The 25,403-nt window shown below is 54.3% G+C and carries 24 protein-coding genes and 5 tRNA genes; 3 read left to right on the forward strand and 26 right to left on the reverse strand.

Annotated elements, in window-relative coordinates:
- Nucleotides 1–15: 15 nt before the first annotated feature.
- Entirely contained in the window at nucleotides 16–954 is a 939-nt protein-coding gene (gene zitB, locus WFM46_RS10420; protein ID WP_103178733.1) for a CDF family zinc transporter ZitB, read from the forward strand.
- Here zitB and pnuC read toward each other — a convergent pair.
- The 26 genes from pnuC to sdhC all read right to left on the reverse strand — a co-directional run bounded on the left by pnuC (nucleotide 951) and on the right by sdhC (nucleotide 23,419).
- The gene (gene pnuC / locus WFM46_RS10425; RefSeq protein WP_220435625.1) at nucleotides 951–1,670 is read right to left on the reverse strand and encodes a nicotinamide riboside transporter PnuC; all 720 of its coding nucleotides are present in this window, start codon (nucleotides 1,668–1,670) and stop codon (nucleotides 951–953) included. The two genes, zitB and pnuC, sit on opposite strands and share 4 nt — an antisense overlap.
- A 30-nt stretch (nucleotides 1,671–1,700) precedes the next feature.
- Nucleotides 1,701–2,744, reverse strand: a complete 1,044-nt coding sequence (nadA, locus tag WFM46_RS10430; RefSeq protein ID WP_336997590.1) for a quinolinate synthase NadA — start codon at nucleotides 2,742–2,744, stop codon at nucleotides 1,701–1,703.
- A 342-nt stretch (nucleotides 2,745–3,086) separates the two neighbouring features.
- Nucleotides 3,087–3,162 (reverse strand) — tRNA-Lys (locus WFM46_RS10435).
- 29 nt (nucleotides 3,163–3,191) lie between these two features.
- A tRNA-Lys gene (locus tag WFM46_RS10440) sits at nucleotides 3,192–3,267 on the reverse strand.
- 146 nt (nucleotides 3,268–3,413) lie between these two features.
- Nucleotides 3,414–3,489 (reverse strand) — tRNA-Lys (locus tag WFM46_RS10445).
- A gap of 3 nt (nucleotides 3,490–3,492) precedes the next feature.
- A tRNA-Val gene (locus tag WFM46_RS10450) sits at nucleotides 3,493–3,568 on the reverse strand.
- A gap of 135 nt (nucleotides 3,569–3,703) precedes the next feature.
- Nucleotides 3,704–3,779: transfer RNA gene (locus WFM46_RS10455), tRNA-Lys, on the reverse strand.
- A 162-nt stretch (nucleotides 3,780–3,941) separates the two neighbouring features.
- Nucleotides 3,942–4,724, reverse strand: coding sequence for a cell division protein CpoB (cpoB, locus tag WFM46_RS10460; protein WP_336997591.1), 783 nt, complete (start codon nucleotides 4,722–4,724; stop codon nucleotides 3,942–3,944).
- A gap of 9 nt (nucleotides 4,725–4,733) precedes the next feature.
- Nucleotides 4,734–5,255 carry a peptidoglycan-associated lipoprotein Pal gene (pal, locus tag WFM46_RS10465; RefSeq protein ID WP_032617096.1) on the reverse strand — a complete coding sequence of 174 codons (522 nt, stop codon included), beginning with the start codon at nucleotides 5,253–5,255 and terminating at the stop codon, nucleotides 4,734–4,736.
- A gap of 34 nt (nucleotides 5,256–5,289) precedes the next feature.
- Entirely contained in the window at nucleotides 5,290–6,582 is a 1,293-nt protein-coding gene (gene tolB / locus WFM46_RS10470) for a Tol-Pal system beta propeller repeat protein TolB (protein WP_336997598.1), read from the reverse strand.
- A 133-nt stretch (nucleotides 6,583–6,715) separates the two neighbouring features.
- Entirely contained in the window at nucleotides 6,716–8,074 is a 1,359-nt protein-coding gene (gene tolA / locus WFM46_RS10475; protein WP_336997592.1) for a cell envelope integrity protein TolA, read from the reverse strand.
- Nucleotides 8,075–8,111: 37 nt separating this feature from the next.
- Nucleotides 8,112–8,540 (reverse strand): colicin uptake protein TolR, encoded by a 429-nt coding sequence (tolR, locus tag WFM46_RS10480; protein WP_039029343.1) that lies wholly within the window; start codon nucleotides 8,538–8,540, stop codon nucleotides 8,112–8,114.
- Nucleotides 8,541–8,543: 3 nt separating this feature from the next.
- Nucleotides 8,544–9,236, reverse strand: coding sequence for a Tol-Pal system protein TolQ (gene tolQ, locus WFM46_RS10485; RefSeq protein WP_072036639.1), 693 nt, complete (start codon nucleotides 9,234–9,236; stop codon nucleotides 8,544–8,546).
- On the reverse strand, nucleotides 9,233–9,637 hold the full coding sequence (ybgC, locus tag WFM46_RS10490) for a tol-pal system-associated acyl-CoA thioesterase (RefSeq protein WP_032617092.1): 405 nt from the start codon (nucleotides 9,635–9,637) through the stop codon (nucleotides 9,233–9,235). Before ybgC ends, tolQ begins: the two co-directional genes overlap by 4 nt.
- A gap of 148 nt (nucleotides 9,638–9,785) precedes the next feature.
- A complete protein-coding gene (gene ybgE / locus WFM46_RS10495; protein WP_103178726.1) occupies nucleotides 9,786–10,070 on the reverse strand; it encodes a cyd operon protein YbgE in 285 nt (94 codons plus the stop codon).
- Nucleotides 10,070–10,183: a cytochrome bd-I oxidase subunit CydX gene (gene cydX / locus WFM46_RS10500; protein WP_003858598.1), complete on the reverse strand. Its 114-nt coding sequence runs from the start codon at nucleotides 10,181–10,183 to the stop codon at nucleotides 10,070–10,072. The genes ybgE and cydX overlap by 1 nt, the downstream gene beginning before the upstream one ends.
- A 14-nt stretch (nucleotides 10,184–10,197) precedes the next feature.
- On the reverse strand, nucleotides 10,198–11,337 hold the full coding sequence (gene cydB / locus WFM46_RS10505) for a cytochrome d ubiquinol oxidase subunit II (protein WP_336997593.1): 1,140 nt from the start codon (nucleotides 11,335–11,337) through the stop codon (nucleotides 10,198–10,200).
- Nucleotides 11,338–11,352: 15 nt separating this feature from the next.
- Nucleotides 11,353–12,954, reverse strand: a complete 1,602-nt coding sequence (cydA, locus tag WFM46_RS10510) for a cytochrome ubiquinol oxidase subunit I (RefSeq protein ID WP_103178724.1) — start codon at nucleotides 12,952–12,954, stop codon at nucleotides 11,353–11,355.
- Nucleotides 12,955–13,765: 811 nt separating this feature from the next.
- A complete protein-coding gene (sucD, locus tag WFM46_RS10515; RefSeq protein WP_032617085.1) occupies nucleotides 13,766–14,635 on the reverse strand; it encodes a succinate--CoA ligase subunit alpha in 870 nt (289 codons plus the stop codon).
- Complete coding sequence (gene sucC, locus WFM46_RS10520) at nucleotides 14,635–15,801, reverse strand: ADP-forming succinate--CoA ligase subunit beta (RefSeq protein WP_336997594.1); 1,167 nt, start codon at nucleotides 15,799–15,801, stop codon at nucleotides 14,635–14,637. The genes sucD and sucC overlap by 1 nt, the downstream gene beginning before the upstream one ends.
- A gap of 87 nt (nucleotides 15,802–15,888) precedes the next feature.
- On the reverse strand, nucleotides 15,889–17,115 hold the full coding sequence (gene odhB / locus WFM46_RS10525) for a 2-oxoglutarate dehydrogenase complex dihydrolipoyllysine-residue succinyltransferase (protein ID WP_103178721.1): 1,227 nt from the start codon (nucleotides 17,113–17,115) through the stop codon (nucleotides 15,889–15,891).
- Nucleotides 17,116–17,129: 14 nt separating this feature from the next.
- The gene (gene sucA / locus WFM46_RS10530) at nucleotides 17,130–19,937 is read right to left on the reverse strand and encodes a 2-oxoglutarate dehydrogenase E1 component (RefSeq protein WP_103823558.1); all 2,808 of its coding nucleotides are present in this window, start codon (nucleotides 19,935–19,937) and stop codon (nucleotides 17,130–17,132) included.
- A 238-nt stretch (nucleotides 19,938–20,175) separates the two neighbouring features.
- A complete protein-coding gene (sdhB, locus tag WFM46_RS10535) occupies nucleotides 20,176–20,892 on the reverse strand; it encodes a succinate dehydrogenase iron-sulfur subunit SdhB (protein ID WP_103178719.1) in 717 nt (238 codons plus the stop codon).
- A gap of 15 nt (nucleotides 20,893–20,907) precedes the next feature.
- A complete protein-coding gene (sdhA, locus tag WFM46_RS10540) occupies nucleotides 20,908–22,674 on the reverse strand; it encodes a succinate dehydrogenase flavoprotein subunit (RefSeq protein ID WP_103178718.1) in 1,767 nt (588 codons plus the stop codon).
- Nucleotides 22,674–23,021: a succinate dehydrogenase membrane anchor subunit gene (gene sdhD, locus WFM46_RS10545; protein WP_103178717.1), complete on the reverse strand. Its 348-nt coding sequence runs from the start codon at nucleotides 23,019–23,021 to the stop codon at nucleotides 22,674–22,676. Before sdhD ends, sdhA begins: the two co-directional genes overlap by 1 nt.
- Nucleotides 23,015–23,419, reverse strand: a complete 405-nt coding sequence (sdhC, locus tag WFM46_RS10550; protein WP_168192044.1) for a succinate dehydrogenase cytochrome b556 subunit — start codon at nucleotides 23,417–23,419, stop codon at nucleotides 23,015–23,017. The genes sdhD and sdhC overlap by 7 nt, the downstream gene beginning before the upstream one ends.
- Before the next feature lie 327 nt (nucleotides 23,420–23,746).
- On the opposite strand from sdhC, the gene WFM46_RS23840 reads away from it, so the two are divergent.
- Nucleotides 23,747–23,854, forward strand: coding sequence for a hypothetical protein (locus tag WFM46_RS23840; RefSeq protein WP_418936630.1), 108 nt, complete (start codon nucleotides 23,747–23,749; stop codon nucleotides 23,852–23,854).
- 205 nt (nucleotides 23,855–24,059) lie between these two features.
- The gene (locus WFM46_RS10555; RefSeq protein WP_103178716.1) at nucleotides 24,060–25,346 is read left to right on the forward strand and encodes a citrate synthase; all 1,287 of its coding nucleotides are present in this window, start codon (nucleotides 24,060–24,062) and stop codon (nucleotides 25,344–25,346) included.
- The last annotated feature ends 57 nt before the right edge of the window (nucleotides 25,347–25,403 follow it).

Here is a 25,403-nt window from a genome sequence, read left to right on the forward strand (position 1 = left end):
ACCGGGACAGTATTCATGGCGCACTCCCACTCGCACGCCCCTTCTTCACAGGATGAAAATGCTAAACGCTTAACGCTGGCGTTCGGCGTCACCGCCACCTTTATGATCATTGAGGTGATCGGCGGGTTAGTTTCTGGCTCGCTGGCGCTGCTGGCCGATGCGGGTCATATGTTCACGGACGCCGCTGCGCTGCTGTTTGCGCTACTGGCGGTGATATTCGCCCGGCGCCCGCCGAGCCACGGACGCACCTTTGGCTGGCTACGTCTCACTACCCTCGCCGCCTTCGTCAACGCCATCGCGCTGGTCTTGATCACGATTTTAATCGTCTGGGAAGCCTTCCAGCGTTTCCGCCATCCGCAGCCTGTCGCGGGTGTCACCATGATGGTGGTAGCCGTTGCCGGGCTTATCGCCAATATCCTGGCGTTCTGGATTTTGCATCGCGGCAGTGGAGAAAAGAATCTCAACGTGCGGGCAGCGGCGCTGCATGTGCTGGGGGATCTTCTGGGATCGGTGGGAGCCATCGTTGCGGCGCTGGTGATCCTCTGGACCGGCTGGACGCCCATCGACCCGATATTGTCGATTCTAGTCTCGTGCCTGGTGTTACGCAGTGCCTGGCGGCTTCTACAGGAGAGCGTCAATGAGCTGCTGGAAGGGGCGCCGGCGACGCTGGATATCCCGGCGCTGAAGCGCAACTTAACGCGCTCCCTTCCTGAAGTGCGCGATGTGCATCATGTACACGTCTGGATGGTGGGAGAAAAACCGCTGATGACCCTGCATGTTCAGGTTATCCCGCCTCACGATCATGATGCGTTACTGGGGCGTATTCAGCACTTTCTGGAGCACCATTACGCCATTGCGCACAGCACCATTCAGATGGAATACACCCCCTGTAACGGACCGGACTGCCACCTCAACGAGATCCCGTCCGGTCACGCCCATCATCACCACCATTAACGTGCCAGCGCGTGTGAACCCCGTTCACGCGCGCTGTTAATCCACATCCTGCTGCCGTTCAGGGCGATGAAGGTGAGGATCATATACTCCAGCGACATGGCGTAGACGCCCTGCAGGGCAAAGATCGCCACGCTTATCACGTTGATAATCACCCACAGCAGCCAGTTTTCGACATACTTACGGGTCATCAGGATCATGGCGGCAATCGACAGAACCATCATGCATGAATCCCAGAACGGGAAGGCGTCAGGCTGCAGCTCCGGCATGGTGACGTTCAGCCCCAGGGTATTCATCACCGAGACCGCTACGCGGGTCAGGAAAGCGAACACCGGGTCGATATAGACCGTCATCAGGCCAATGGCTACCACGCAGGCAGCCAGCCAGCCGATGGCCTTCGGCAACGGTAGCCAGCGGATCTGCAGTTCCGCCTCCTGCTGGCTGTTCTGCCGGGACCAGGCGTACCAGCCGTAGATATTGGCCCCAAAGAAGAACAGCTGCAGCAGCAGGCTGGCATACAGCTGGATCTGGAAGAAGATGATGGCGAACAGCGTAACGTTCACCAGGCCAAACGCGTAGTTGACGATCTTCTCCAGACTGGCAAGCCAGATACAGAGCAGACCTGCAATTGTCCCGACCGCTTCAATCCATGACAAGTCATAGCCGCCAGCGCCAATCGGTATATGTACCAGAATGTTTTGCGTGCTAAAAAAATCCATCTTTTCCCCTGAGCGTTACGTTTACGTGGTTTAAGGACGTAGTGTAGCCGCAAAATCCAGCATTCGGTTAAGCGGAATTAACGCCCCCTCTCGCAGCGCGGCATCAACATGGATTTCATGGGCGGCTCCGCCCGTCTCCAGACCGTCTGCAATCGCTTTGAGCCCGTTCATGGCCATCCACGGACAGTGCGCGCAGCTGCGACAGGTTGCCCCCTCGCCTGCGGTCGGTGCTTCCAGCAGCTCTTTCTCTGGCACCGCCTGCTGCATTTTGTAGAAGATGCCGCGATCGGTCGCCACAATCAACTGGCGATGCGGCAGCGTCTTCGCGGCAGCGATCAGCTGGCTGGTTGAGCCGACGGCATCCGCCATATCAACGATCGCCTGCGGGGATTCCGGGTGAACCAGAATGGCCGCATCCGGGTAGAGCCCCTTCATGCGCGCCAGCGCCTGCGTTTTGAATTCATCATGGACGATACAGGCGCCCTGCCAGCAGAGAATATCCGCTCCGGTCTGTTTCTGGACGTAATTGCCAAGATGTCTGTCCGGTGCCCAGATAATCTTCTCGCCCAGGCTGTCGAGATGCTCGATCAGTTCAACGGCGATACTGGAGGTGACAACCCAGTCGGCACGCGCTTTAACCGCCGCAGAGGTATTGGCATAGACGACGACCGTTCTGTCAGGGTGGGCATCACAGAAGGCGGTGAATTCGTCGATGGGGCAGCCTAAATCCAGCGAGCACTCCGCATTGAGGGTCGGCATCAGTATCGTTTTTTCCGGGCTGAGGATTTTGGCCGTCTCGCCCATAAAACGCACCCCGGCCACCAGCAACGTCGAAGCAGGATGCTTAGCACCAAAGCGCGCCATCTCCAGCGAGTCCGAGATACAACCGCCCGTCTCTTCTGCAAGCTGCTGAATTTCAGGATCGGTATAGTAATGGGCCACCATGACCGCATCACGCTCTTTGAGCAGATGCTTAATTTTCTCACGGTAAAACTGCTTTTCGTCCAGGCTCAGCGGGGCAGGCTTTGGTGGGAAAGGATAGATAGCGGCTTCTGGATCAAACATCACACTCATTTTGGCTTCTCGTTTTACTGGCTTAACAAGTTTGCCGTTATTTTTTGGCGGAAACCAAAGTAATGGCAATTGTGTTTTATATACTAAACAAGATAGCGAATCTGAGAGGGAAAGTCACACCAAAAGCGTGCGGGCAGCATTTGTCGGGTGGCGCTTCGCTTACCCGACCTACGTAAACCCTCGCATTTTGGATTCTGGAATAACAGATAGCAAAAAGGCGCCTTTAGGGCGCCTTTTTACATTGGTGGGTCGTGCAGGATGACTCGGCTTCGCCTCGCCCTTCGGGCCGTTGCTGATGCAACGTTATCCTTCACGTTTACTCTCTGAGTCAGAAAGTAAAATTGGTGGGTCGTGCAGGATTCGAACCTGCGACCAATTGATTAAAAGTCAACTGCTCTACCAACTGAGCTAACGACCCCTTGCGGGATGTACTGCTTTTCTTCGAAGTGGTGGGTCGTGCAGGATTCGAACCTGCGACCAATTGATTAAAAGTCAACTGCTCTACCAACTGAGCTAACGACCCCTTCGGGTGCTGACTTCGAAGATTATTACTCGGTACCACCAGTAAGTGGTGGGTCGTGCAGGATGACTCGGCTTCGCCTCGCCCTACGGGCCGTTGCTGACGCAACGTTATCCTTCACGTTTACTATCTGAGTAAGATAGTAAAATTGGTGGGTCGTGCAGGATTCGAACCTGCGACCAATTGATTAAAAGTCAACTGCTCTACCAACTGAGCTAACGACCCGAGTGGTGGGTGATGACGGGATCGAACCGCCGACCCCCTCCTTGTAAGGGAGGTGCTCTCCCAGCTGAGCTAATCACCCGATACTACGCTGGATACTACTTACTACTTAGTTAGTGGTGGGTCGTGCAGGATGACTCGGCTTCGCCTCGCCCTACGGGCCGTTGCTGACGCAACGTTATCCTTCACGCTAACCTACTGCTTTCTATTTAAGTAGTGGTGGGTCGTGCAGGATTCGAACCTGCGACCAATTGATTAAAAGTCAACTGCTCTACCAACTGAGCTAACGACCCACTATTTCGGCTGCTTCTGGGGTGTTTGATATCCCTTGGCAACGGCGGCATATATTACTGATTTAAGAATTCTGCGCAACTAAAATTTTGATGAATATCACTTAACTGCTTACGAATTATGCGGCAAGACCAGAAATAAAGCGATTTCTGGTCATGCGGCAATCATCCCATCGCAGCAAGGCGTTTTTGCGCTTGTTTTGCCCCTTCGGTGCCCGGGAACTTTGTGACTACCTGCTGGAAAACGGCTTTCGCTTTTGCGGTGTCGCCTTTGTCCTGCATGATCACACCGACCTTATACATCGCGTCAGGAGCTTTCGGTGATTTCGGGTAATTTTTAACGACTGAGGCAAAATAGAATGCCGCATCGTCTTTTTTACCCTTGTTGTAATTCAACTGTCCCAGCCAGTAATTTGCGTTTGGCTGATAAGTCGAATCCGGGTATTTCTTCACGAAGTTCTGAAACGCCGCCATCGCCTCGTCCTGGCGCGAGTTATCCTGCACCAGGGCAATTGCCGCATTGTAATCAGTATTCGCATCACCGCTCTGCACAGGCGCAGCGGTCGAGGCTGATGTGTCAGCCTGAGGCGTTGCCGCAGCACCCTGATCCCCTGCTGCCGATTGCGCTGCTGCGCCGCCATTATTCAGGTTATCAATCTGCAACAGGATCTGCTTCTGACGCTCCACAACCTGATTGAGCTGATACTGGCTTTCCTGGATCTGTCCGCGCAGTGAGTCAATATCGGTTTGGTTGTCAGAGAGCTGCTGCTGAAGTTGGGTTAAAAGCTGGCTGTGAGCATTAGAAATACGCTCGAGTTGGGTGACCCGGTCTTCTACCGAGCCTGAGCCGACACTACTGATTGGTGCCTGAGCAAAAGCGGCCCAGGGGGCCGCTATACCAACCAGTAACGACAGACTCAACAGATGATGTCTGAAGTTACTGCTCATGCAATTCTCTTAGTAAACCAGTACGGCACGACGGTTTTTGGAGTAAGCCGCTTCGTCGTGGCCCAGTACTGCAGGTTTTTCTTTACCGTAAGAAACGATGGAGATCTGGTCAGCAGAAACGCCTTTACCCTGCAGGTACATTTTAACGGCGTTAGCACGACGCTCACCCAGAGAGATGTTGTACTCAGGAGTACCACGTTCGTCCGCGTGACCTTCTACGGTGACTTTGTAAGACGGGTTGCTACGCAGGAAGTTAGCGTGCGCATCCAGCATCGCAGCGAAGTCAGAACGGATGTCGAACTTGTCCAGATCGAAGTAAACAATGTTGTTCTGCTGCAGCTGTTGCATCTGAAGACGCGCCTGCTCTTCAGAAGACATATTGCCGTTGCCGTTTGCGTCCATACCGGTGCCGGCACCCATCATGCCTTCGCCGCTCTGGTCGTTGCTGGCGTTCTTGTTAGAAGAACACGCTGCGATTGCCATAACAGGCAGAGCGATCATCAGCCCTTTCAGCACTTTGTTCAGTTGCATTTCTATGATTCCTATATTATTCAATTAATTATTATTACAGGTACGGCGACCAGGCAGGTGATTTTACCTGTCCATCAGTTGCCGGAATACGCGCTTTGAAACGCCCATCGGTAGAAACCAGATTCAGCACGGATCCCATCCCCTGAGAAGAGCTGTAGATAACCATAGTGCCGTTAGGTGCCAGACTTGGCGTTTCATCCAGGAAAGTCGACGACAGAACTTGTACGCCGCCCCCGCCCAGATCTTGTTTAGCAATGTGCTGCTGACCACCGGCCGAGCTGACCATTACCATAAACTTACCATCAGCGCTCACGTCGGCGTCCTGGTTCTGAGAACCTTCCCAGGTGATACGCTGCGGTGCACCGCCATTAATATTAACTTTATAGACCTGTGGACGACCCGCCTGGTCAGAGGTAAAGGCCAGGTTCTGGCTGTCCGGGAACCAGGTTGGTTCGGTGTTGTTGCTGCGACCATCAGTTACCTGACGGATCTGGCCGGAGGCGATATCCATCACGTACAGGTTCAGGCTACCGGTTTTAGACAGGGCAAACGCCAGTTTAGAACCGTCAGGCGAGAATGCTGGTGCGCCGTTGTGACGTGGGAAAGAGGCAACCTGACGTACCGCGCCGTTAGACAGCGTCTGGATAACCAGCGCCGAACGACCGCTTTCGAAGGTCACGTAGGCCAGCTTAGAACCATCCGGCGACCAGGCCGGAGACATCAGCGGCTGTGGTGAACGGTGAACGGTGAACTGGTTGTAGCCATCGTAGTCAGAGACGCGCAGCTCATACGGGAACTGACCGCCGTTGGTCTGTACAACGTAAGCGATACGGGTGCGGAAAGCGCCTTTGATGCTGGTCAGCTTCTCAAACACTTCATCACTTGCCGTATGGGCCGCATAGCGTAGGTACTGTTTAGTGACCTTGTAAGAGTTCTGAGCCAGCACGGTACCCGGTGCGCCACCGGTATCCACCAGCTGCCAGGCAACGTTGTATGAACCATCCGGGTTAGGGGTAACCTGACCGACAACCACGGCATCAATTCCCAGTGCAGACCACGCCGCAGGCTGAACTTCCTGCGCGTTACCCGGCTGCTGAGGCAGGCGCGAACGGTCTAACGGGTTGAATTTACCGCTGTTGCGCAGGTCAGCTGCCACGACGCCGCCTGCATCTTCAGGCGCCGCACCAGGCCCTTTCCACTGGAACGGAACCACACCAATTGGACGTGCCGAATCCACCCCCTGGGTGATCTCGATACGCACTTCTGCGTGCAGCACCGCTGCCCACAGCATTAAGAAACTCATTGCAACACGTAATGCCTGCTTCATCATATCTCCCATATCCGGGTAACCTTACCCGCATAATTTAGCAGAATGTTAACAAACCCAAATAAACAAAACTACCAGAACGCTAAGACTAAACCTGGCCTGTTTTTCCCCGTTTGCACAGGGAAATTAAAACTTAAGGCTTGAAGTCCAGCGGTGCATTTTTGAACGTTTCATACACAGCCTGTGAAGGCGGTTTCGGGAACTTCGTCATCCTGCTGGTTGCAGATAACATCTGCTGACAGAAGGCCTCGTCACCCCCCTCTTTTTTCACATTGAGGATGGTTCCGTCCGCGGCCAGATTCACCCGAAGCGTACAGGTTTTTCCGCGATAGCTATCCCAGTCGTACAGATGCCCACGAATGGCGGCCTGTACCTGTGCAATATACGACGCAATCTCAGCCTGAGATGCACCGCCTTGCCCTGGCTTACTTCCTTTAGCAGGAGAAGTGCCACCTGCGCTACCGCTGTTGGTGCCTTTCGGCGCATTCTTACCTGAGCTTAAGTCACCGAACAGGTCGTCAACGTCCGATGCGGCCGCTTTTTCTGCTGCGGCTTTCTTAGCGGCAGCGGCTTTCGCGGCGGCAGCTTTGTCAGCAGCAGCTTTATCGGCAGCCGCTTTCTTTTCTGCAGCAGCTTTGTCAGCAGCAGCTTTATCGGCAGCCGCTTTCTTTTCTGCAGCAGCTTTTTCTGCTGCGGCTTTCTTCTCGGCTGCGGCTTTTTCTGCGGCAGCCGCTTTCTTCTCAGCAGCCGCTTTTTCAGCAGCAGCCTTTTCAGCTGCCGCGGCTTTTTCTGCAGCAGCCGCTTTTTTCTCGGCTTCCTGGGCGGCTTGTTTAGCAGCTTCTGCTTCGGCTTTTTTCTGTGCGTCGGCAGCGGCTTTCTTAGCCGCTTCCGCCTCTGCCTTTTTCTTCGCGTCAGCCGCTGCTTTTGCGGCTTCGGCTTCAGCCTGTTTCTGGGCATCGGCTGCAGCTTTTTTCGCTGCGGCTGCGGCGGCTTCAGCAGCTTCTTTTGCCTGAGCATCTGCCTTCGCTTTCGCTTCCGCTGCGGCTTTGGCTTTGGCTGCCGCCTCTTCCGCCTGCTTCTGCTGCTCCTGCGCTTTTTTCGCGGCGGCTTCAGCCTGTTTTTGCTGCTCCGCCTGCTCTTTCGCTGCTTCCTGCGCCTGCAAACGTTCTTTCTCAAGCTGCTTCAGACGTTCCTGCTCGGCGGCCTGCTTTTCACGCAGCTCCTCCGCCTGCTGTTGCGCCTGCTTTTCACGCTGCTCTTCAGCACGTTTTGCACTCGCCTGCTGCTGTTGCTGACGGTTATAGTTCTGAACGACCGCGCCGGGATCGACCATGACGGCATCGATGGAAGAACCTCCACCACCTCCGGCAGCGGCATCCAGATGCTCATCGAACGAACTCCAGATCAGTCCTGCAAAAAGAATCACATGCAGCACCGCCGAGATAATTATCGCCCGTTTAAGCTTATCGTTTTGTTCGGTTGCCTTTGACACTATGGGTTCCCAAAAACTCTGTTGTGTACGCAGATAATCAAATAGGCTGCGTCATCAAGCCGACTGACTTAACGCCCGCGCTATGCAACAGGTTCAGCGCTTTAATTATTTCATCGTAAGGCACGTCTTTCGCACCACCGATTAAGAAGACCGTTTTCGGATTGGACTGCAGGCGTCGTTGCGCTTCCGCAATGACCTGCTCCGGCGGCAGCTGATCCATACGATCTTTTTCCACCACCACGCTGTACTGCCCTACTCCGGATACCTCAATGATGACCGGCGGATCGTCATTGGTACTTACAGCCTGAGATTCTGTCGCATCCGGCAGATCAACCTCCACGCTCTGGGTGATGATGGGTGCTGTCGCCATAAAGATCAGCAGCAGCACCAGCAGCACGTCCAGCAGCGGTACAATGTTGATTTCGGACTTCAGTTCGCGACGACCCCGTCCACGCTGTCTGGCCATGGTTTACCCCTTGTTGCTCTCGGTGCTGGTAAACGCCTGGCGGTGCAGAATCGCAGTGAACTCTTCCATAAAGTTGTCGTAGTTCAGTTCCAGTTTGTTCACGCGCTGGTTCAGACGGTTATACGCCATAACCGCTGGAATCGCCGCGAACAGACCAATAGCAGTCGCGATCAGCGCTTCAGCGATACCTGGTGCAACCATTTGCAGCGTCGCCTGTTTTACCGCACCCAGGGCGATAAAGGCGTGCATGATCCCCCAGACCGTACCAAACAGCCCGATATAGGGACTGATGGAACCCACGGTACCCAGGAAAGGAATATGCGTTTCCAGCGTTTCCAGTTCACGGTTCATTGAGATACGCATCGCACGGGATGCCCCCTCAACCACCGCTTCCGGCGCATGGTTATTGGCGCGGTGCAAACGGGCAAACTCTTTAAATCCGCTATAGAAGATTTGCTCGGAGCCGGAGAGGTTTTCACGACGGCCCTGGCTTTCCTGATACAAACGGGAAAGTTCGATACCAGACCAGAACTTGTCTTCAAAGGCTTCCGCTTCGCGGCCTGCCGCATTGAGGATACGGGTTCTCTGAATGATGATAGCCCAGGATGCGATTGAAAAACCAATCAAAATCAACATGATAAGTTTAACCAGAAGGCTTGCCTTCAGGAACAAATCAAGGATATTCATGTCAGTCACTGCTTAAACTCCGCGACAATAGACTTAGGAAGCGCACGAGGCTTCATGATGAGTGGATCAACACAGACAATCAGGACTTCAGCTTCGTTCAGTACCGTGTTCTCTGCATTGACGATCCGCTGCGTGAAAACCAGTGAGGTTCCGCGCATTGATGTTATTTCTGTTTGGACTTCGAGCATATCGTCGAGTCTGGCAGGCGCAAAATACTCCAGCGTCATCTTGCGTACCACGAAGGCAACTCGCTCCGCCAACAGAACCTGCTGGCTAAAGTGATGATGGCGCAGCATTTCAGTGCGTGCTCGTTCATAAAAGGCAACGTAGCTGGCGTGGTAAACCACACCACCGGCATCCGTGTCTTCATAGTAGACCCGAACCGGCCATCGAAATAGCGTTGTATTCACTTTACATCCCGGTAATGCAAAAAAGGTTAGAGCTTTTAAACTTCGCTACTATACGCGCGGGAATGGTGGTTTGGAATGGGGGAAAGTAAACAGAGAGTAAATTTTTATGGGCCCGGGTAAGCCCATAATATTAACGGATAGTTCTTATTCAGTTGAAAAAGAAAAACAGGCCCAACAGCAGGATCACATCAGCAATCAGCGGGCAAAAAATGCCCTGCCAGTGTACGGCTTTCGGACGAAATCCCACCCCGTGGATCACGCCTGCGCATACCGCCCACATAATGAGAAAACCGTGCCAGATCTCAAGCTCGCTGGTCTTCGCCGCGAAGCGCGACGGATCCCAGAAAATACAGCCCGCCAGCAGTAAGGCCATCACTAAGGAAAGCGCCCTTAACGGGCGCTTATCCATGATCGCGTAGAGATACGTGATCATCAGTGTTTTTCTTCACCGGCTTTGGTCGCTTCAACGTGCTCAAGCGCCAGTGCGGTAATCACACCAAATGCACAGGCAAGAAGCGTTCCTAAAATCCATGCGAAATACCACATATTCAGCTCCTTCCTTAATACAGAGAGTGGGTGTTGCTTTCGATATGTTCTTTCGTGATACGACCGAACATTTTCCAGTAACACCAGGCGGTGTAAGCCAGAATAATCGGTACGAACACGGCAGCCACAAACGTCATCAGATTAAGGGTCATCTGGCTGGAGGTTGCATCCCACATCGTCAGGCTTGCATTCATCATCGTGCTGGATGGCATCACGAACGGGAACATCGCGATACCGGCTGTCAGAATGATGCACGCCAGCGTCAGTGAAGAGAAGACAAACGCCAGTGCCCCTTTCTCCGCGCGGGAGGTCAGGATGGTCAGCACCGGCAGCGCGACGCCCAGTGCCGGAATCGCCCACAGGATCGGTGTGTTATTGAAGTTCACCAGCCAGGCGCCAGCCTCGCGAGCCACCTCTTTGGTCAGCGGGTTCGACGGCGCGGTATGGTCAATCGCAGTGGTCACAACATAACCGTCGATACCAAACATCACCCATAGACCTGCCAGCGCAAAGCCAACCAGCGTCACGAGAGCCGCCATCTGCGAGACGGCGCGGGAGCGCAGGTGCAGCTCGCCCACGGTACGCATCTGCAGGTAGGTTGCCCCCTGGGTGATGATCATCGCCACGCTGACGACCCCTGCCAGCAGACCAAACGGATTCAGCAGCTGGAAGAAGTTACCGGTGTAGTAGAGGCGCATATATTCATCGAGGTGGAACGGCACGCCCTGCAGCAGGTTGCCGAACGCCACGCCGATGACCAGCGGCGGCACGAAGCTACCGATGAAGATGCCCCAGTCCCACAGGTTACGCCAGCGGGTGTCTTCAATCTTCGAGCGGTAATCAAAACCGACCGGACGGAAGAACAAGGATGCCAGCACCAGAATCATCGCCACATAGAAGCCGGAGAACGCAGCTGCGTAGACCATCGGCCAGGCAGCGAACAGTGCGCCGCCTGCGGTGATGAGCCACACCTGGTTACCGTCCCAGTGCGGGGCGATGGAGTTAATCATAATTCGACGCTCGGTATCATTACGACCGAGGAAGCGAGTGAGCATGCCCACCCCCATGTCGAAACCGTCAGTGACCGCAAAACCAATCAGTAAGATCCCGACCAGCAGCCACCAGATAAAACGCAATACTTCATAATCGATCATTTGATGACTCCTGTCTTACCGTGCCGGCTGAGTAGTCACGGTGGACTGCTCGTAGTGAGGCTGAGAAGCAACGGTGGACTGCTCATAATGGTAGCGACCGGTTTTCAGGCTGCTTGGGCCAAGGCGCGCAAACTTGAACATCAGGAACAGTTCAGCCACCAGGAACAGGGTGTAGAGGCCGCAAATCAGCAACATGGAGAAAATCAGATCGCCTGCGGTCAGAGAGGAGTTCGCCACCGCAGTTGGCAGTACCTCACCGATAGCCCACGGCTGACGGCCATACTCCGCAACAAACCAGCCGGATTCAATGGCAATCCACGGCAGCGGAATCGCATACAATGCGGTGCGCAGCAGCCATTTCTTCTCACCGATACGGTTACGAATGACCGACCAGAAGGAGGCGGCGATAATCAGCAGCATCAGCACACCACAACCCACCATGATACGGAAGGCGAAGTAGAGCGGCGCCACGCGCGGAATCGAGTCTTTGGTCGCCATCTGGATCTGCTCTTCCGTCGCGTCAGAGACGTTCGGGGTATAGCGTTTCAGCAGCAGGCCATAGCCAAGGTCTTTTTTCACGTCGTTAAACTGGTCGCGAACAGACTGATCGCTGGTTCCGGAACGCAGTTCTTCCAGCAGCGAGTAGGCTTTCATCCCGTTACGGATACGCTCTTCATGCTGCACCATCAGATCTTTCAGACCGATAACCGGCGTATCCACAGAGCGGGTGGCAATGATGCCCAGCGCATAAGGGATCTGAATAGCAAAGTGGTTTTCCTGCGCATCTTGATCGGGGATACCAAAGAGGGTAAAGGCGGCCGGGGCAGGCTGGGTTTCCCATTCTGCTTCGATCGCTGCCAGTTTGGTTTTCTGCACGTCGCCCATTTCGTAACCGGATTCATCACCCAGCACGATAACGGAGAGGATAGCCGCCATACCGAAGCTCGCCGCGATGGCGAAAGAGCGCTTAGCAAAGGCGAAGTCACGACCACGCAGCATGTAGTAGGCGCTGATGCCCAGCACGAACATCGCGCCGCAGACATAGCCGGAGGCCACAGTGTGAACGAATTTCACCTGCGCGACCGGGTTCAGCACCAGCTCGGAGAAGCTGACCATCTCCATACGCATGGTTTCGAAGTTGAAATCAGAGGCGATAGGGTTCTGCATCCAGCCGTTGGCGACCAGGATCCACAGTGCGGACAGGTTAGAGCCCAGGGCCACCAACCAGGTTACGCACATATGCTGGACTTTACCCAGACGATCCCAACCAAAGAAGAACAGACCTACAAAGGTAGATTCGAGGAAGAAGGCCATCAGACCTTCAATGGCCAGCGGCGCCCCGAAGATATCCCCGACATAGTGGGAATAATAAGACCAGTTAGTCCCGAACTGGAACTCCATGGTCAGGCCGGTTGCCACGCCCAGAGCAAAGTTGATACCAAACAACTTGCCCCAGAACTTGGTCATATCTTTATAAATCTGTTTGCCGGAGAGGACGTAAACCGTTTCCATGATGGCCAACAGGAACGCCATACCGAGCGTCAGCGGCACAAACAGGAAGTGGTACATCGCGGTCAAGGCAAACTGTAAGCGCGACAGTTCGACTACGTCTAACATTATGACTCCTTGCTCATCGCATGAAGACTCCGAGAGTGAATCCCGTTAGAGAAGGATCCACACACATGCCCCAAAAATTATCAGCCCCCTTTCTTCGTTACTTAATCCTCGCAGGAGGAAAAAAGCGATGATGAAAGGTTACAGATGCGTTAATAAAAACTGAAATTGATCCCGCAAATATATTACGCTGCAAAACCCTTACAATAAACAGGTTTTTAATGGAAGTCTTTTACGATTTACGACAGCGATCAATATTTAGCAAAATTACCACTTTTCGACCAATTTGATCGGGAACAATTTAGCGCCTTTTGACGCTCTTTTCCAGGTATTAAATATTGATATAAATCAATAATGCCTGAACGTGTTAAGGGTGTTTACGCGTGGTAAATGCAATGAAAATGATGTTAATGATATGTTTTAATATTCGCTTGATGGTTATCAAATAAAGCGGGGATTATAAATAAAGGTGATTTAAATTAACGCAGGCAGCGAAGCATTTTTTTAATAAGCCTGTACTACTAATGTCAGATGGTTCACAGTAATTTTCCGCAGGAATTTTATCAAAAATTATTATCACAAATATTTTACTTTTAACAATCTATAATTTAACACCCATGTGTTGCTAATTTGTTTCATCCCGTCGAACCAAAAATGTTTTCACGCCCGTTTGCTTAACTTTCATCCGCCCTGCCCGCCTCTGTCTCCACACGTAAACACTGTCGCGCAAAAAAAAGGCCATCTTGCGATGGCCAACCATGTCGAAACGGACATTTATTATGTCAAAGCTCCCCGCACGGGGAGCAGAGAGGATTTACTTAATGATGGATTTCAGTGCTTCACCGATGTCAGCCAGGCTGCGCACGGTTTTCACGCCAGCGGCTTCCAGCGCAGCGAATTTCTCATCCGCAGTGCCTTTGCCGCCCGCGATGATGGCGCCTGCATGGCCCATACGCTTGCCTTTCGGCGCGGTCACACCCGCGATGTAGCCAACAACTGGCTTAGTCACGTGATCTTTAATGTAAGCAGCCGCTTCTTCTTCTGCGCTACCGCCGATTTCACCGATCATCACAATCGCTTCAGTCTGCGGGTCTTCCTGGAACAGCTTCAGGATGTCGATGAAGTTAGAGCCCGGGATCGGGTCGCCGCCGATGCCCACGCAGGTGGACTGGCCGAAACCGTAGTCGGTGGTCTGCTTAACCGCTTCATAGGTCAGGGTACCGGAACGAGAGACAATGCCCACTTTACCTGGCTTGTGAATGTGACCCGGCATGATACCGATTTTGCATTCGCCTGGGGTGATCACGCCCGGGCAGTTTGGCCCGATCATGCGCACGCCCGCTTCGTCCAGCTTCACCTTCACGGTGAGCATATCCAGGGTCGGGATACCTTCGGTGATGGTGATAATCAGTTTGATGCCTGCGTCGATCGCTTCCAGGATGGAGTCTTTGCAGAACGGTGCCGGAACGTAGATCACGGTGGCAGTTGCGCCAGTCGCTTCTACCGCTTCACGAACGGTGTTGAACACCGGCAGGCCCAGATGAGTGGTGCCGCCTTTACCTGGCGTTACGCCGCCAACCATCTGCGTACCGTAGGCAATCGCCTGCTCAGAGTGGAATGAACCCTGGCTACCGGTGAAGCCCTGGCAGATAACCTTGGTATCTTTATTAATTAAAACGGACATTATTTCCCCTCCACTGCGGCAACAACCTGCTGAGCTGCATCCGTCAGACTTTTCGCTGCAATAATATTCAGGCCGCTGTCAGCCAGTTTTTTCGCGCCGAGTTCAGCGTTGTTACCTTCCAGACGAACGACAACCGGGACGTTCACGCCCACTTCTTCTACCGCGCCGATGATACCGTCAGCGATCAGGTCGCAACGTACGATACCGCCGAAGATGTTAACCAGAACGGCTTTCACGTTGTCATCGGAGAGAATAATTTTGAATGCTTCAGTCACGCGCTCTTTGGTTGCGCCGCCGCCCACATCCAGGAAGTTTGCCGGCTCGCCGCCGTGCAGCTTAACGATGTCCATGGTGCCCATTGCCAGGCCCGCACCGTTAACCATGCAGCCGATGTTGCCATCGAGTGCCACGTAGTTCAGTTCCCACTGTGCAGCCTGCGCTTCACGTGGATCTTCCTGAGACTGGTCGCGCATTTCGCGCAGGTCAGCCTGACGGAACAGCGCGTTGCCATCAGCGCCCAGTTTGCCATCGAGGCAGATCAGATCGCCCTGCTTAGTGATCACCAGCGGGTTGATTTCGATCAGCGCCAGATCGCGCTCCAGGAAGATGGTTGCCAGGCCCATGAAGATCTTGGTGAATTGCTGCACCAGTTTACCTTCCAGACCCAGTTTGAAGGCCAGCTCACGACCCTGGTAAGGCATTGGGCCTGCCAGCGGATCGATAGCGACTTTGTGGATCAGATGCGGCGTCTCTTCCGCCACTTTTTCGATCTCCACGCCGCCTTCGGTAGAGGCCATGAACACCACGCGACGGGAGCTACGGTCTACGACTGCGCCCAGGTAGAGTTCTTTAGCAATATCGGTTGCCGCTTCAACCAGGATCTGGTTAACCGGCTGGCCGGCTGCGTCTGTCTGGTAGGTCACCAGACGTTTGCCGAGCCAGTGCTCCGCAAAGGCGCGGATATCTTCTTTACTGTTAACGACTTTCACACCGCCCGCTTTACCGCGGCCGCCAGCGTGAACCTGACATTTCACTACCCATGGACCCGCACCGATTTTAGAGGCGGCTTCTTCTGCTTCACGAGGGGTATTGCAGGCATAACCCACCGGAGCCGGTAAGCCATACCGGGCAAACAGCTGTTTTGCCTGATATTCATGTAAGTTCATGTGTTCTATCCATCCTTCAGGGTAATCGTTAGGTCATGCTTTTGTAGGCCCGGCAGACCAGGTGCCGCCGGGCAGTACCGCGAAAAACTAGACGTCCAGCAGCAGACGGGTCGGATCTTCCAGCAGCTCTTTAATCGCCACCAGGAAGCCCACGGACTCGCGGCCATCGATCAGACGGTGATCGTAAGAGAGCGCCAGATACATCATTGGCAGGATCTCCACTTTACCGTCTACCGCCATTGGGCGGTCTTTAATGGCGTGCATGCCAAGGATCGCGCTCTGCGGTGGGTTGATGATCGGGGTAGACATCAGCGAACCGAATACGCCGCCGTTGGTAATGGTGAAGTTACCGCCAGTCAGGTCATCTACGGTCAGCTTGCCGTCACGGCCTTTCACTGCCAGCTCTTTAATTTTCTTCTCGATGTCAGCCATGCCCAGGGTATCCACATCACGCAGAACCGGGGTTACCAGGCCGCGCGGAGTAGAAACGGCCATGCTCACGTCGAAGTAGTTGTGATAAACCACATCATCGCCATCGATAGATGCGTTCACTTCCGGGTAGCGTTTCAGCGCTTCAACAACCGCTTTCACGTAGAAGGACATAAAGCCCAGACGGATACCGTGACGTTTTTCAAAGGCGTCACCGTACTGCTTACGCAGGTCCATGATTGGCTTCATGTTCACTTCGTTGAAGGTGGTCAGCATCGCGGTGGAGTTTTTCGCTTCCAGCAGACGCTCGGCCACGCGCTTACGCAGGCGGGTCATCGGCACGCGTTTTTCACTGCGAGCGCCCAGAGCAGGCTGTGCTGCTGGCGCGGCTTCAGGCGCTTTGGCTTCTGCTTTCGCTTCAGACGGCGCTTTCGCCAGGTGTTTGTCAATATCTTCGCGGGTCAGGCGGCCACCAACGCCGGTGCCTTTAATGGCCGCCGGGTCGAGGCTGTGCTCAGCCAGCAGGCGACGGATCGCCGGGCTCAGCGCGTCGTTGCTCTGCTCTTCCAGAGAAGCCTGCTGGCGCTGGGCCGGCGTAGAGGCTTTCTCTTCAGACTTAGCGCTGGACTCTTTGCCCGCGCTGTTGCCTTCACGCAGGCGACCGAGGATCTGGCGAGAGGTTACCGTCGTACCTTCATCTTCCAGGACTGCATCCAGAATGCCATCCGCTGAAGCCGGTACTTCCAGTACCACTTTGTCAGTTTCGATTTCTACCAGCACTTCGTCGCGGGTTACCGCGTCGCCTGGTTTTTTGTGCCAGGTGGCGACGGTTGCATCTGCTACGGACTCAGGCAGGTCGGGAACAAGAATATCTACGCTACTCATTATGTATCCTTTAATTAATCGACGTTCAGCGCGTCATTGACCAGATCTTGTTGCTGCTTCTGGTGAACGGACATATACCCTACCGCCGGAGAGGCGGAGGCCGGGCGACCTGCATAACGCAGAGCAGACCCAAATGGAATCACTTCACGGAAATGATGCTGGCTGCAGTACCATGCGCCCTGGTTGAGCGGCTCTTCCTGGCACCAGACAAAATCATGTACGTGAGCGTACTGTTTCAGCACTTCCTGCATCGCCTGATGCGGGAACGGATAAAGCTGTTCGATACGCACGATGGCGACATCTTTCTGATCGTTCTTACGGCGCTGTTCCAGCAGGTCGTAATAAACCTTACCAGAACACATTACGACACGCTTAACGCCCTGCGGATCCAGTTCGTCAATTTCACCGATGGCCGGCAGGAAGGTGCCGTTTGCCAGCTCTTCCAGGCTGGAGACCGCCAGCGGGTGACGCAGCAGCGATTTCGGCGACATCACCACCAGCGGGCGGCGCATCCCGCGCAGCGCCTGACGACGCAGCATGTGATAAACCTGTGCCGGGGTAGACGGTACGCAGACCTGCATGTTCTGCTCGGCGCAGAGCTGCAGATAACGCTCCAGACGTGCGGAGGAGTGCTCCGGCCCCTGGCCTTCGTAGCCGTGCGGCAGCAGCATCACCAGGCCACACATACGGCCCCACTTCTGCTCACCGGAAGAGATGAACTGGTCGATAACCACCTGCGCACCGTTGGCGAAGTCGCCGAACTGCGCTTCCCAGATGGTCAGGGTGCGTGGTTCTGCGGTGGCGTAACCGTATTCGAATGCCAGCACCGCTTCTTCAGAGAGCACGGAGTCCCAGACCTTAAACTGGCCCTGGCCGTTGTGCACGTGCTGCAGCGGGGTATAGGTTGAACCGTTGGTCTGGTTATGGATCACCGCATGACGGTGGAAGAAGGTGCCGCGGCCCGCATCTTCACCGGACAGACGAACCGGAATACCTTCATCAACCAGAGTGGCGTACGCCAGGTTCTCTGCTCCGCCCCAGTCAAAGAGCTTCTCGCCTGAGGCCATCGCCTGACGGTCAGCGTAGATCTTCTGCACACGGGACTGCATCTCGATCGCTTCAGGTACGGTGCTGATGCGTTTTGCCAGCTCCTGCAGACGCTTCATCTCTACCTTGTTCGGGTAGCTCTCATCCCACTCGTGGTTGAGGTATGGCGACCAGGTAAAGGAGTGCATGTTCATCGGACGCAACTCTTTCACCACGCACTCGCCGGCATCCAGCGCGTCGCGGTAGAGGTTGACCATCTCGGTGGCATCTTCCAGGGTGACAACCTTCTCCGCTTCCAGCTTGTCAGCATAGATTTTACGCGGGGTCGGATGTTTTTTGATTTTCTGGTACATCAGCGGCTGGGTTGCACTCGGCTCGTCCGCTTCGTTATGGCCATGACGGCGATAGCAGAACAGATCGATGAACACATCGCGCTTAAAGGTGTTACGGAAATCCAGCGCCAGACGGGTCACGAACGCGACCGCTTCCGGGTCATCGGCGTTCACGTGGAAAATTGGCGCCTGAACCATCTTACCGATGTCGGTGCAGTATGGGGTGGAACGTGCGTCCAGCGGGTTAGAGGTGGTGAAGCCCACCTGGTTGTTGATGACGATGCGAACGGTACCGCCCACTTCGTAACCCCGCGCTTTCGACATGTTCAGGGTCTCCTGAACCACGCCCTGCCCGGTAACTGCCGCATCGCCGTGGATGGTGATCGGCAGAACTTTGTTGCTGCTTGGCTCGTCCAGACGATCCAGACGGGCGCGCACGGAACCAATAACCACCGGGCTTACGATCTCAAGGTGCGACGGGTTAAACGCCAGCGCCATGTGAACCAGGCCGCCCTGGGTTTCGATATCCGATGAGAAGCCCATGTGGTACTTCACATCACCGGTACCGAGGTGTTCTTTATGTTTGCCCGCGAATTCGTCGAACAGATCCTGCGGCTTTTTACCCAGCACGTTGATCAGCACGTTCAGACGACCACGGTGCGCCATGCCCAGTACCACTTCGCGGGTACCGCTGTTGCCCGCGTGGCGGATCAGCTCTTTCAGCATCGGCACCAGCGCATCGCCGCCTTCCAGCGAGAAGCGTTTTGCGCCCGGGAATTTCGCACCGAGATAACGCTCCAGCCCTTCGGCTGCGGTCAGTTCGTTCAGGAAACGCTTTTTCTCGTCGGCATTGAAGGTAGATTTACCGGCAACAGATTCGATACGCTGCTGGATCCAGCGTTTCTCTTCGGTAGAGGTGATGTGCATATACTCTGCGCCGATGGAGCCGCAGTAGGTTTGCTTCAGCGCTTCCAGCAGATCGCCCAGCTTCATCGTGTCTTTGCCGATAGCGAAAGAGCCAACGTTGAAGGTTTCCTGGAAATCCGCTTCGGTCAGGTCGTGATATGCCGGATCTAAATCAGCCACGCGCTCCTGCTTCCACAGTCCCAGCGGATCCAGATTTGCGTGCTGGTGGCCGCGGAAGCGGTAGGCATTAATCAGCTGCAGGACTTTAACCTGCTTCGCATTGGTGTCAGGGTCGGAGATAGCGGAAGAGTAACGTGAGGCATCCTTCGCCAGACGACGGAAATAATCACGTGTTTTGGAATGAAATTGATCCGGTTTGACACCCGTTCCAGGTAACTCCTGGAACATGGAACGCCAGTTAGCGTCCACTGAGTCAGGGTCGGTTAAGAAGTCTTCATAGAGCTGTTCAATCCAGCTTTGGTTTGCACCAGAGAGGAATGAAGAGTCCAGCCAGGCTTTCATTGCGCCGTTCTGCATCGTGATCCCTTAAGCATTTTTATGCTTACTTTCGCCGTAGAAACTACCACGCACACCACGTGTACGTGCCGGGGTTCACCTGCGAGCTCTTTTCATTTGGCCCGCGAAGGAACCTTTAGAAACTGTCTAGACTTCAGGGCAGTTTTTAAAGGTTTCTGCAAATTGCCCGGTGGCGCTACGCTGACCGGGCCTACAAAATCGTAGGCCGGATAAGCGCAGCGCCATCCGGCGTTGTTACTTACGCACTGCGCTGCAACAACATCGACTTAATGTGGCCGATGGCACGCGTCGGGTTCAGCCCCTTAGGACATACACTGACGCAGTTCATGATGCTGTGGCAGCGGAATACGCTGAAAGCATCACTCAGCCCTTCCAGGCGGTTGTCGGTTTCGGTATCGCGGCTGTCAATCAGGAAGCGGTACGCTGCCAGCAGGCCAGCCGGGCCGATAAACTTGTCCGGGTTCCACCAGAACGACGGGCAAGAGGTCGAACAACATGCACAGAGGATACACTCATACAGGCCATCGAGTTTTTCACGCTGCTCTGGCGACTGTAAATGCTCGCGAGCGGGTGGATTTTGCCCATTATTCAATAAGTAAGGCTTAATCTTCTCATATTGTGCATAGAATTGCCCCATGTCCACCACCAAATCACGCACGACCGGCAGTCCTGGCAGAGGGCGGATGACAATCTTCTGTCCCGGACGGTTAAGCGCCGAGATAGGCGTGATACAGGCCAGACCGTTTTTGCCATTCATGTTCAGACCGTCGGAGCCACACACCCCTTCACGGCAGGAACGACGAAACGACAGTGTCGGATCCTTTTCTTTCAGCTGCATTAAGGCGTCCAGCAGCATCATGTCACGACCTTCTTCCGCTTCCAGGGTGTAATCCTGCATACGCGGAGCGTCATCAACATCAGGGTTATAACGATAAACTGAAAATTCGAGTTTCATTGTCCTGTCTCCGCATTAGTAAGTACGAATCTTCGGCGGGAACGCCGGACGCAGTTTCGGTTCCATATTGACGCTGCGTCGCGTCATGGATTCCGTCTCTGGCAGATACAGGGAGTGGCACAGCCAGTTTTCATCATCACGATCCGGGAAGTCGAAGCGGCTATGGGCGCCCCGGCTCTCGGTACGGAAGTTTGCAGAGACCGCCGTTGCGTATGCGGTTTCCATCAGGTTATCCAGCTCCAGGCACTCAACGCGCTGGGTGTTGAACTCGCTGGAGGTGTCGTCCAGACGGGCATTTTTCAGACGCTCGCGGATCGCTTTCAGCTGCTCAAGACCTTTGGCCATCGCGTCACCTTCACGGAATACCGAGAAGTTGTGCTGCATGCACTCCTGCAGCGCTTTACGGATTTCCACCGGATCTTCGCCGTTACGGTTGCCGTTCCAGCGGTTGAGACGTTCCAGAGAGGCTTCAATATTCGCTTCGGTGGCATCACGCAGTGGCCCCTGCTCGGCAATGGACTCCTGCAGATGCAGACCGACCGCACGACCAAACACCACCAGGTCAAGCAGGGAGTTGCCGCCCAGACGGTTGGCGCCGTGTACGGATACGCAGGCAATTTCGCCTACCGCAAACAGGCCTGGGATCACCACATCTTCACCCTGCTCGTTCACGGTCAGCGCCTGGCCGGTCACTTTGGTCGGAATACCGCCCATCATGTAGTGACAGGTTGGGATAACCGGGATCGGCTCTTTAACCGGGTCGACGTGAGCGAAGGTCCGGGAGAGTTCGAGGATGCCCGGCAGACGGGATTCCAGAACCTCTTTACCCAGATGATCCAATTTCAGCTTCGCGTGCGGGCCCCATGGACCGTCGCAGCCGCGGCCTTCACGGATTTCGATCATGATAGAACGCGCCACCACGTCACGACCCGCCAGGTCTTTCGCATTCGGGGCATAACGCTCCATGAAGCGCTCGCCATGTTTGTTCAGCAGGTAGCCGCCTTCACCGCGGCAGCCTTCTGTTACCAGCACGCCCGCACCGGCGATACCGGTTGGGTGGAACTGCCACATCTCCATATCCTGCACCGGTACGCCAGCGCGGATAGCCATACCGACGCCGTCACCGGTGTTGATATGGGCGTTCGTAGTGGACTGATAAATACGGCCTGCGCCGCCGGTCGCCAGCACGGTGGCGCGGGCTTTGAAGTAGACCACTTCACCGGTTTCAATGCACAGGGCGGTACAACCGACGATGGCGCCATCTTCGTTTTTCACCAGATCCAGCGCATACCACTCGGAGAAGATGGTGGTTTTGTTCTTCAGGTTCTGCTGGTACAGCGTGTGCAACAGGGCGTGACCGGTACGGTCCGCAGCCGCCGCTGTACGTGCCGCCTGCTCGCCGCCGAAGTTCTTCGACTGGCCGCCAAACGGACGTTGATAGATGGTGCCGTTCTCCAGGCGGGAGAACGGCAGACCCATGTGGTCAAGCTCCAGAATCGCTTCCGGGCCGGTTTTACACATATATTCAATGGCGTCCTGGTCACCGATATAGTCGGAGCCTTTCACCGTGTCGTACATATGCCATTCCCAGTTATCATCATGGGTATTACCGAGCGCAACGGTGATGCCACCCTGCGCAGATACGGTATGGGAACGGGTCGGGAACACTTTAGAGAGCAGGGCACAGGTCTGGCCGCTCTGGGAAATTTGCAGCGCCGCGCGCATACCTGCGCCGCCAGCGCCAATCACTACAGCGTCAAATTCTCTGACTGGAAGTTTCATCACACACCCCACACCACAACAAATCCATAAATAACGTAAACCACCAGTGCAACGACAATAGCCAGCTGCAACGCGAGACGAATCGCCATTGATTTAACGTAGTCGGTCAGTACCTGCCACATGCCAATCCACGCGTGGATCAGAATGGAGAAGAGCGCCAGCAGGGTAAACACTTTGGTAAAGGCAGATCCGAAGAAGCCAGTCCAGATTTCCCAGGTCAGATCGCCGCTGGTGGCAAAGAAACCGATCATGTAGATGATGTAGAGGGTGAGAACGATAGCGGTAGCACGGACCAGAATGAAGTCATGTACGCCGTTGCGTCCTAATGCGGAGGCGTTGCTTACCATACGAGAACTCCTGCGAGAAGTGAAAGCACGACAGTGATAACAAAGGAGATGTTAGCGGTACGTTTGCCGGTTTCGAAGGTCTCTTCCAGATAGCCGACATCCATCAGCATATGGCGGATGCCGCCAACAACGTGATAGGCCAGCGCGGTGAGGATGCCCCACATGATAAATTTCACAAAGAAACCGTTCATGATGTCGGCGGCCTGCTGGAATCCTTCCGGAGACGAGAGGCTGGTACCCAGTAACCATAACAGGATACCCACCGCGACAAACGTGATCACACCGGATACACGATGAAGGATGGACGCTATTGCCGTTACGGGGAATCGGATCGTTTTGAGATCCAGATTGACAGGTCTTTGTTTTTTCACATTTCTTATCATGAATAACGCCCACATGCTGTTCTTATAGTTTCCTTCCTCCGGACTGCGATGCGGGTCAGACAGCGTGCCTTTTATATAACTGTGCGTCATGCAAAACATTGCTTCCAGATGCTCAAATGACACGTTACAACGCTGGTTGGCTCGGGATTGCAGGGTTTTCCGGAGACCTGGCGGCAGTATAGGCCGTTCACAAAATCATTACAATTAACCTACATACAGTTTGTCGGGTTTTCTCTGGAACAGTGATCAGGGTCACGATAACAACATCTTTTTAATTTTTAATCATCTGATTTGACAAATGTTAAACATTATTGTTACAAACATCACCAGAAAAGGCATATAATGCGCAAAAGTTATGAGGTCTCTCTTTCACCTGAGAATAAGTTATGTAACAGTGTGATGGTATTGACCGAAGTTATCAGGACAGTTATTAGTGATATACAGGTTTGAATAATTCGGACTGAACAAACACTGATTTGCTGTTATTTCTCTGGTTTCTCATTTGTTTACCTGCTAGCGCCATTGCTCTGTACCCTGGTTTCTCCTCGTGAGCTGAGCGGCGAGCCAAATAACAAACTGGTAACAATGATAAATCAGCTGAATGCAAATCCGGTTATGGGCAGTCTTAAGCAATAAGGCGCTAAGGAGACCGTAAATGGCTGATACTAAGGCAAAAATCACCCTAAATGGTGACGCTGCTATTGAACTGGATGTGCTAAAAGGCACGCTCGGTCAGGATGTTATTGATATCCGTAGTCTTGGTTCTAAAGGTATGTTTACCTTTGACCCTGGTTTTACCTCCACCGCATCTTGCGAGTCCAAAATCACCTACATCGACGGTGACGAAGGTATTCTGTTGCACCGCGGTTTCCCCATCGACCAGTTAGCGACTGACTCCAACTACCTGGAAGTGTGCTACATCCTGCTGAACGGCGAAAAGCCGACGCAGGAACAGTACGATGAGTTCAAAACCACCGTCACTCGTCACACGATGATCCATGAGCAGATTACCCGTCTGTTCCACGCCTTCCGCCGCGATTCACACCCAATGGCGGTAATGTGCGGGATCACCGGTGCACTGGCCGCGTTCTACCATGACTCCCTGGATGTGAATAACCAGCGTCACCGCGATATCGCCGCGTTCCGTCTGCTGTCCAAAATGCCAACCATGGCAGCCATGTGTTACAAATACTCCATCGGACAGCCGTTTGTTTATCCGCGCAACGACCTCTCTTACGCCGGTAACTTCCTGCGTATGATGTTCGCCACGCCGTGCGAAGAGTACGAAGTGAACCCGGTTCTGGAACGCGCAATGGATCGTATCCTGATCCTGCATGCTGACCACGAGCAGAACGCCTCCACCTCCACCGTCCGTACCGCTGGTTCTTCAGGCGCGAACCCGTTCGCCTGTATCGCAGCAGGTATCGCCTCCCTGTGGGGACCGGCACACGGCGGCGCGAACGAAGCGGCACTGAAGATGCTGGAAGAGATCAGCTCCGTTGAGCACATTCCTGAATTCGTCCGTCGTGCGAAGGATAAGAACGACTCCTTCCGTCTGATGGGCTTCGGTCACCGTGTTTACAAAAACTATGACCCGCGCGCAACCGTGATGCGTGAAACCTGCCACGAAGTGCTGAAAGAGCTGGGCACCAAAGATGACCTGTTGCAGGTGGCGATGGAGCTGGAACACATCGCGCTGAACGACCCGTACTTCATCGAGAAGAAACTCTACCCGAACGTCGATTTCTACTCCGGTATCATCCTGAAAGCGATGGGCATTCCATCTTCCATGTTTACCGTTATCTTCGCGATGGCGCGTACCGTGGGCTGGATTGCACACTGGAACGAAATGCACACCGAAGGGATGAAAATTGCCCGTCCTCGTCAGCTGTACACCGGCTACGAGCAGCGTAATTTCGAGTCTGACGTGACTAAACGCTAAAAGCGATGCCCGGCGGCGCTACGCTTGCCGGGCCTAAGCAGGCCGGGTCAGCGTTAG

The sequence above is a fragment of the Leclercia sp. M50 genome (assembly GCF_037150775.1).
GTDB lineage: Bacteria > Pseudomonadota > Gammaproteobacteria > Enterobacterales > Enterobacteriaceae > Enterobacter.

Bases quoted from the DNA above. Each gene is read 5' to 3' on its own strand.
- zitB (WP_103178733.1), top strand. From the start codon at position 16: ATGGCGCACTCCCACTCGCACGCCCCTTCTTCACAGGATGAAAATGCT.
- pnuC (WP_220435625.1), bottom strand. From the start codon at position 1,670: ATGGATTTTTTTAGCACGCAAAACATTCTGGTACATATACCGATTGGC.
- nadA (WP_336997590.1), bottom strand. From the start codon at position 2,744: ATGAGTGTGATGTTTGATCCAGAAGCCGCTATCTATCCTTTCCCACCA.
- cpoB (WP_336997591.1), bottom strand. From the start codon at position 4,724: ATGAGCAGTAACTTCAGACATCATCTGTTGAGTCTGTCGTTACTGGTT.
- pal (WP_032617096.1), bottom strand. From the start codon at position 5,255: ATGCAACTGAACAAAGTGCTGAAAGGGCTGATGATCGCTCTGCCTGTT.
- tolB (WP_336997598.1), bottom strand. From the start codon at position 6,582: ATGAAGCAGGCATTACGTGTTGCAATGAGTTTCTTAATGCTGTGGGCA.
- tolR (WP_039029343.1), bottom strand. From the start codon at position 8,540: ATGGCCAGACAGCGTGGACGGGGTCGTCGCGAACTGAAGTCCGAAATC.
- ybgE (WP_103178726.1), bottom strand. From the start codon at position 10,070: ATGATCACGTATCTCTACGCGATCATGGATAAGCGCCCGTTAAGGGCG.
- cydX (WP_003858598.1), bottom strand. From the start codon at position 10,183: ATGTGGTATTTCGCATGGATTTTAGGAACGCTTCTTGCCTGTGCATTT.
- cydB (WP_336997593.1), bottom strand. From the start codon at position 11,337: ATGATCGATTATGAAGTATTGCGTTTTATCTGGTGGCTGCTGGTCGGG.
- cydA (WP_103178724.1), bottom strand. From the start codon at position 12,954: ATGTTAGACGTAGTCGAACTGTCGCGCTTACAGTTTGCCTTGACCGCG.
- sucD (WP_032617085.1), bottom strand. From the start codon at position 14,635: ATGTCCGTTTTAATTAATAAAGATACCAAGGTTATCTGCCAGGGCTTC.
- sucC (WP_336997594.1), bottom strand. From the start codon at position 15,801: ATGAACTTACATGAATATCAGGCAAAACAGCTGTTTGCCCGGTATGGC.
- odhB (WP_103178721.1), bottom strand. From the start codon at position 17,115: ATGAGTAGCGTAGATATTCTTGTTCCCGACCTGCCTGAGTCCGTAGCA.
- sucA (WP_103823558.1), bottom strand. From the start codon at position 19,937: ATGCAGAACGGCGCAATGAAAGCCTGGCTGGACTCTTCATTCCTCTCT.
- sdhB (WP_103178719.1), bottom strand. From the start codon at position 20,892: ATGAAACTCGAATTTTCAGTTTATCGTTATAACCCTGATGTTGATGAC.
- sdhA (WP_103178718.1), bottom strand. From the start codon at position 22,674: ATGAAACTTCCAGTCAGAGAATTTGACGCTGTAGTGATTGGCGCTGGC.
- sdhD (WP_103178717.1), bottom strand. From the start codon at position 23,021: ATGGTAAGCAACGCCTCCGCATTAGGACGCAACGGCGTACATGACTTC.
- sdhC (WP_168192044.1), bottom strand. From the start codon at position 23,419: ATGTGGGCGTTATTCATGATAAGAAATGTGAAAAAACAAAGACCTGTC.
- WFM46_RS23840 (WP_418936630.1), top strand. From the start codon at position 23,747: ATGCGCAAAAGTTATGAGGTCTCTCTTTCACCTGAGAATAAGTTATGT.
- WFM46_RS10555 (WP_103178716.1), top strand. From the start codon at position 24,060: ATGGCTGATACTAAGGCAAAAATCACCCTAAATGGTGACGCTGCTATT.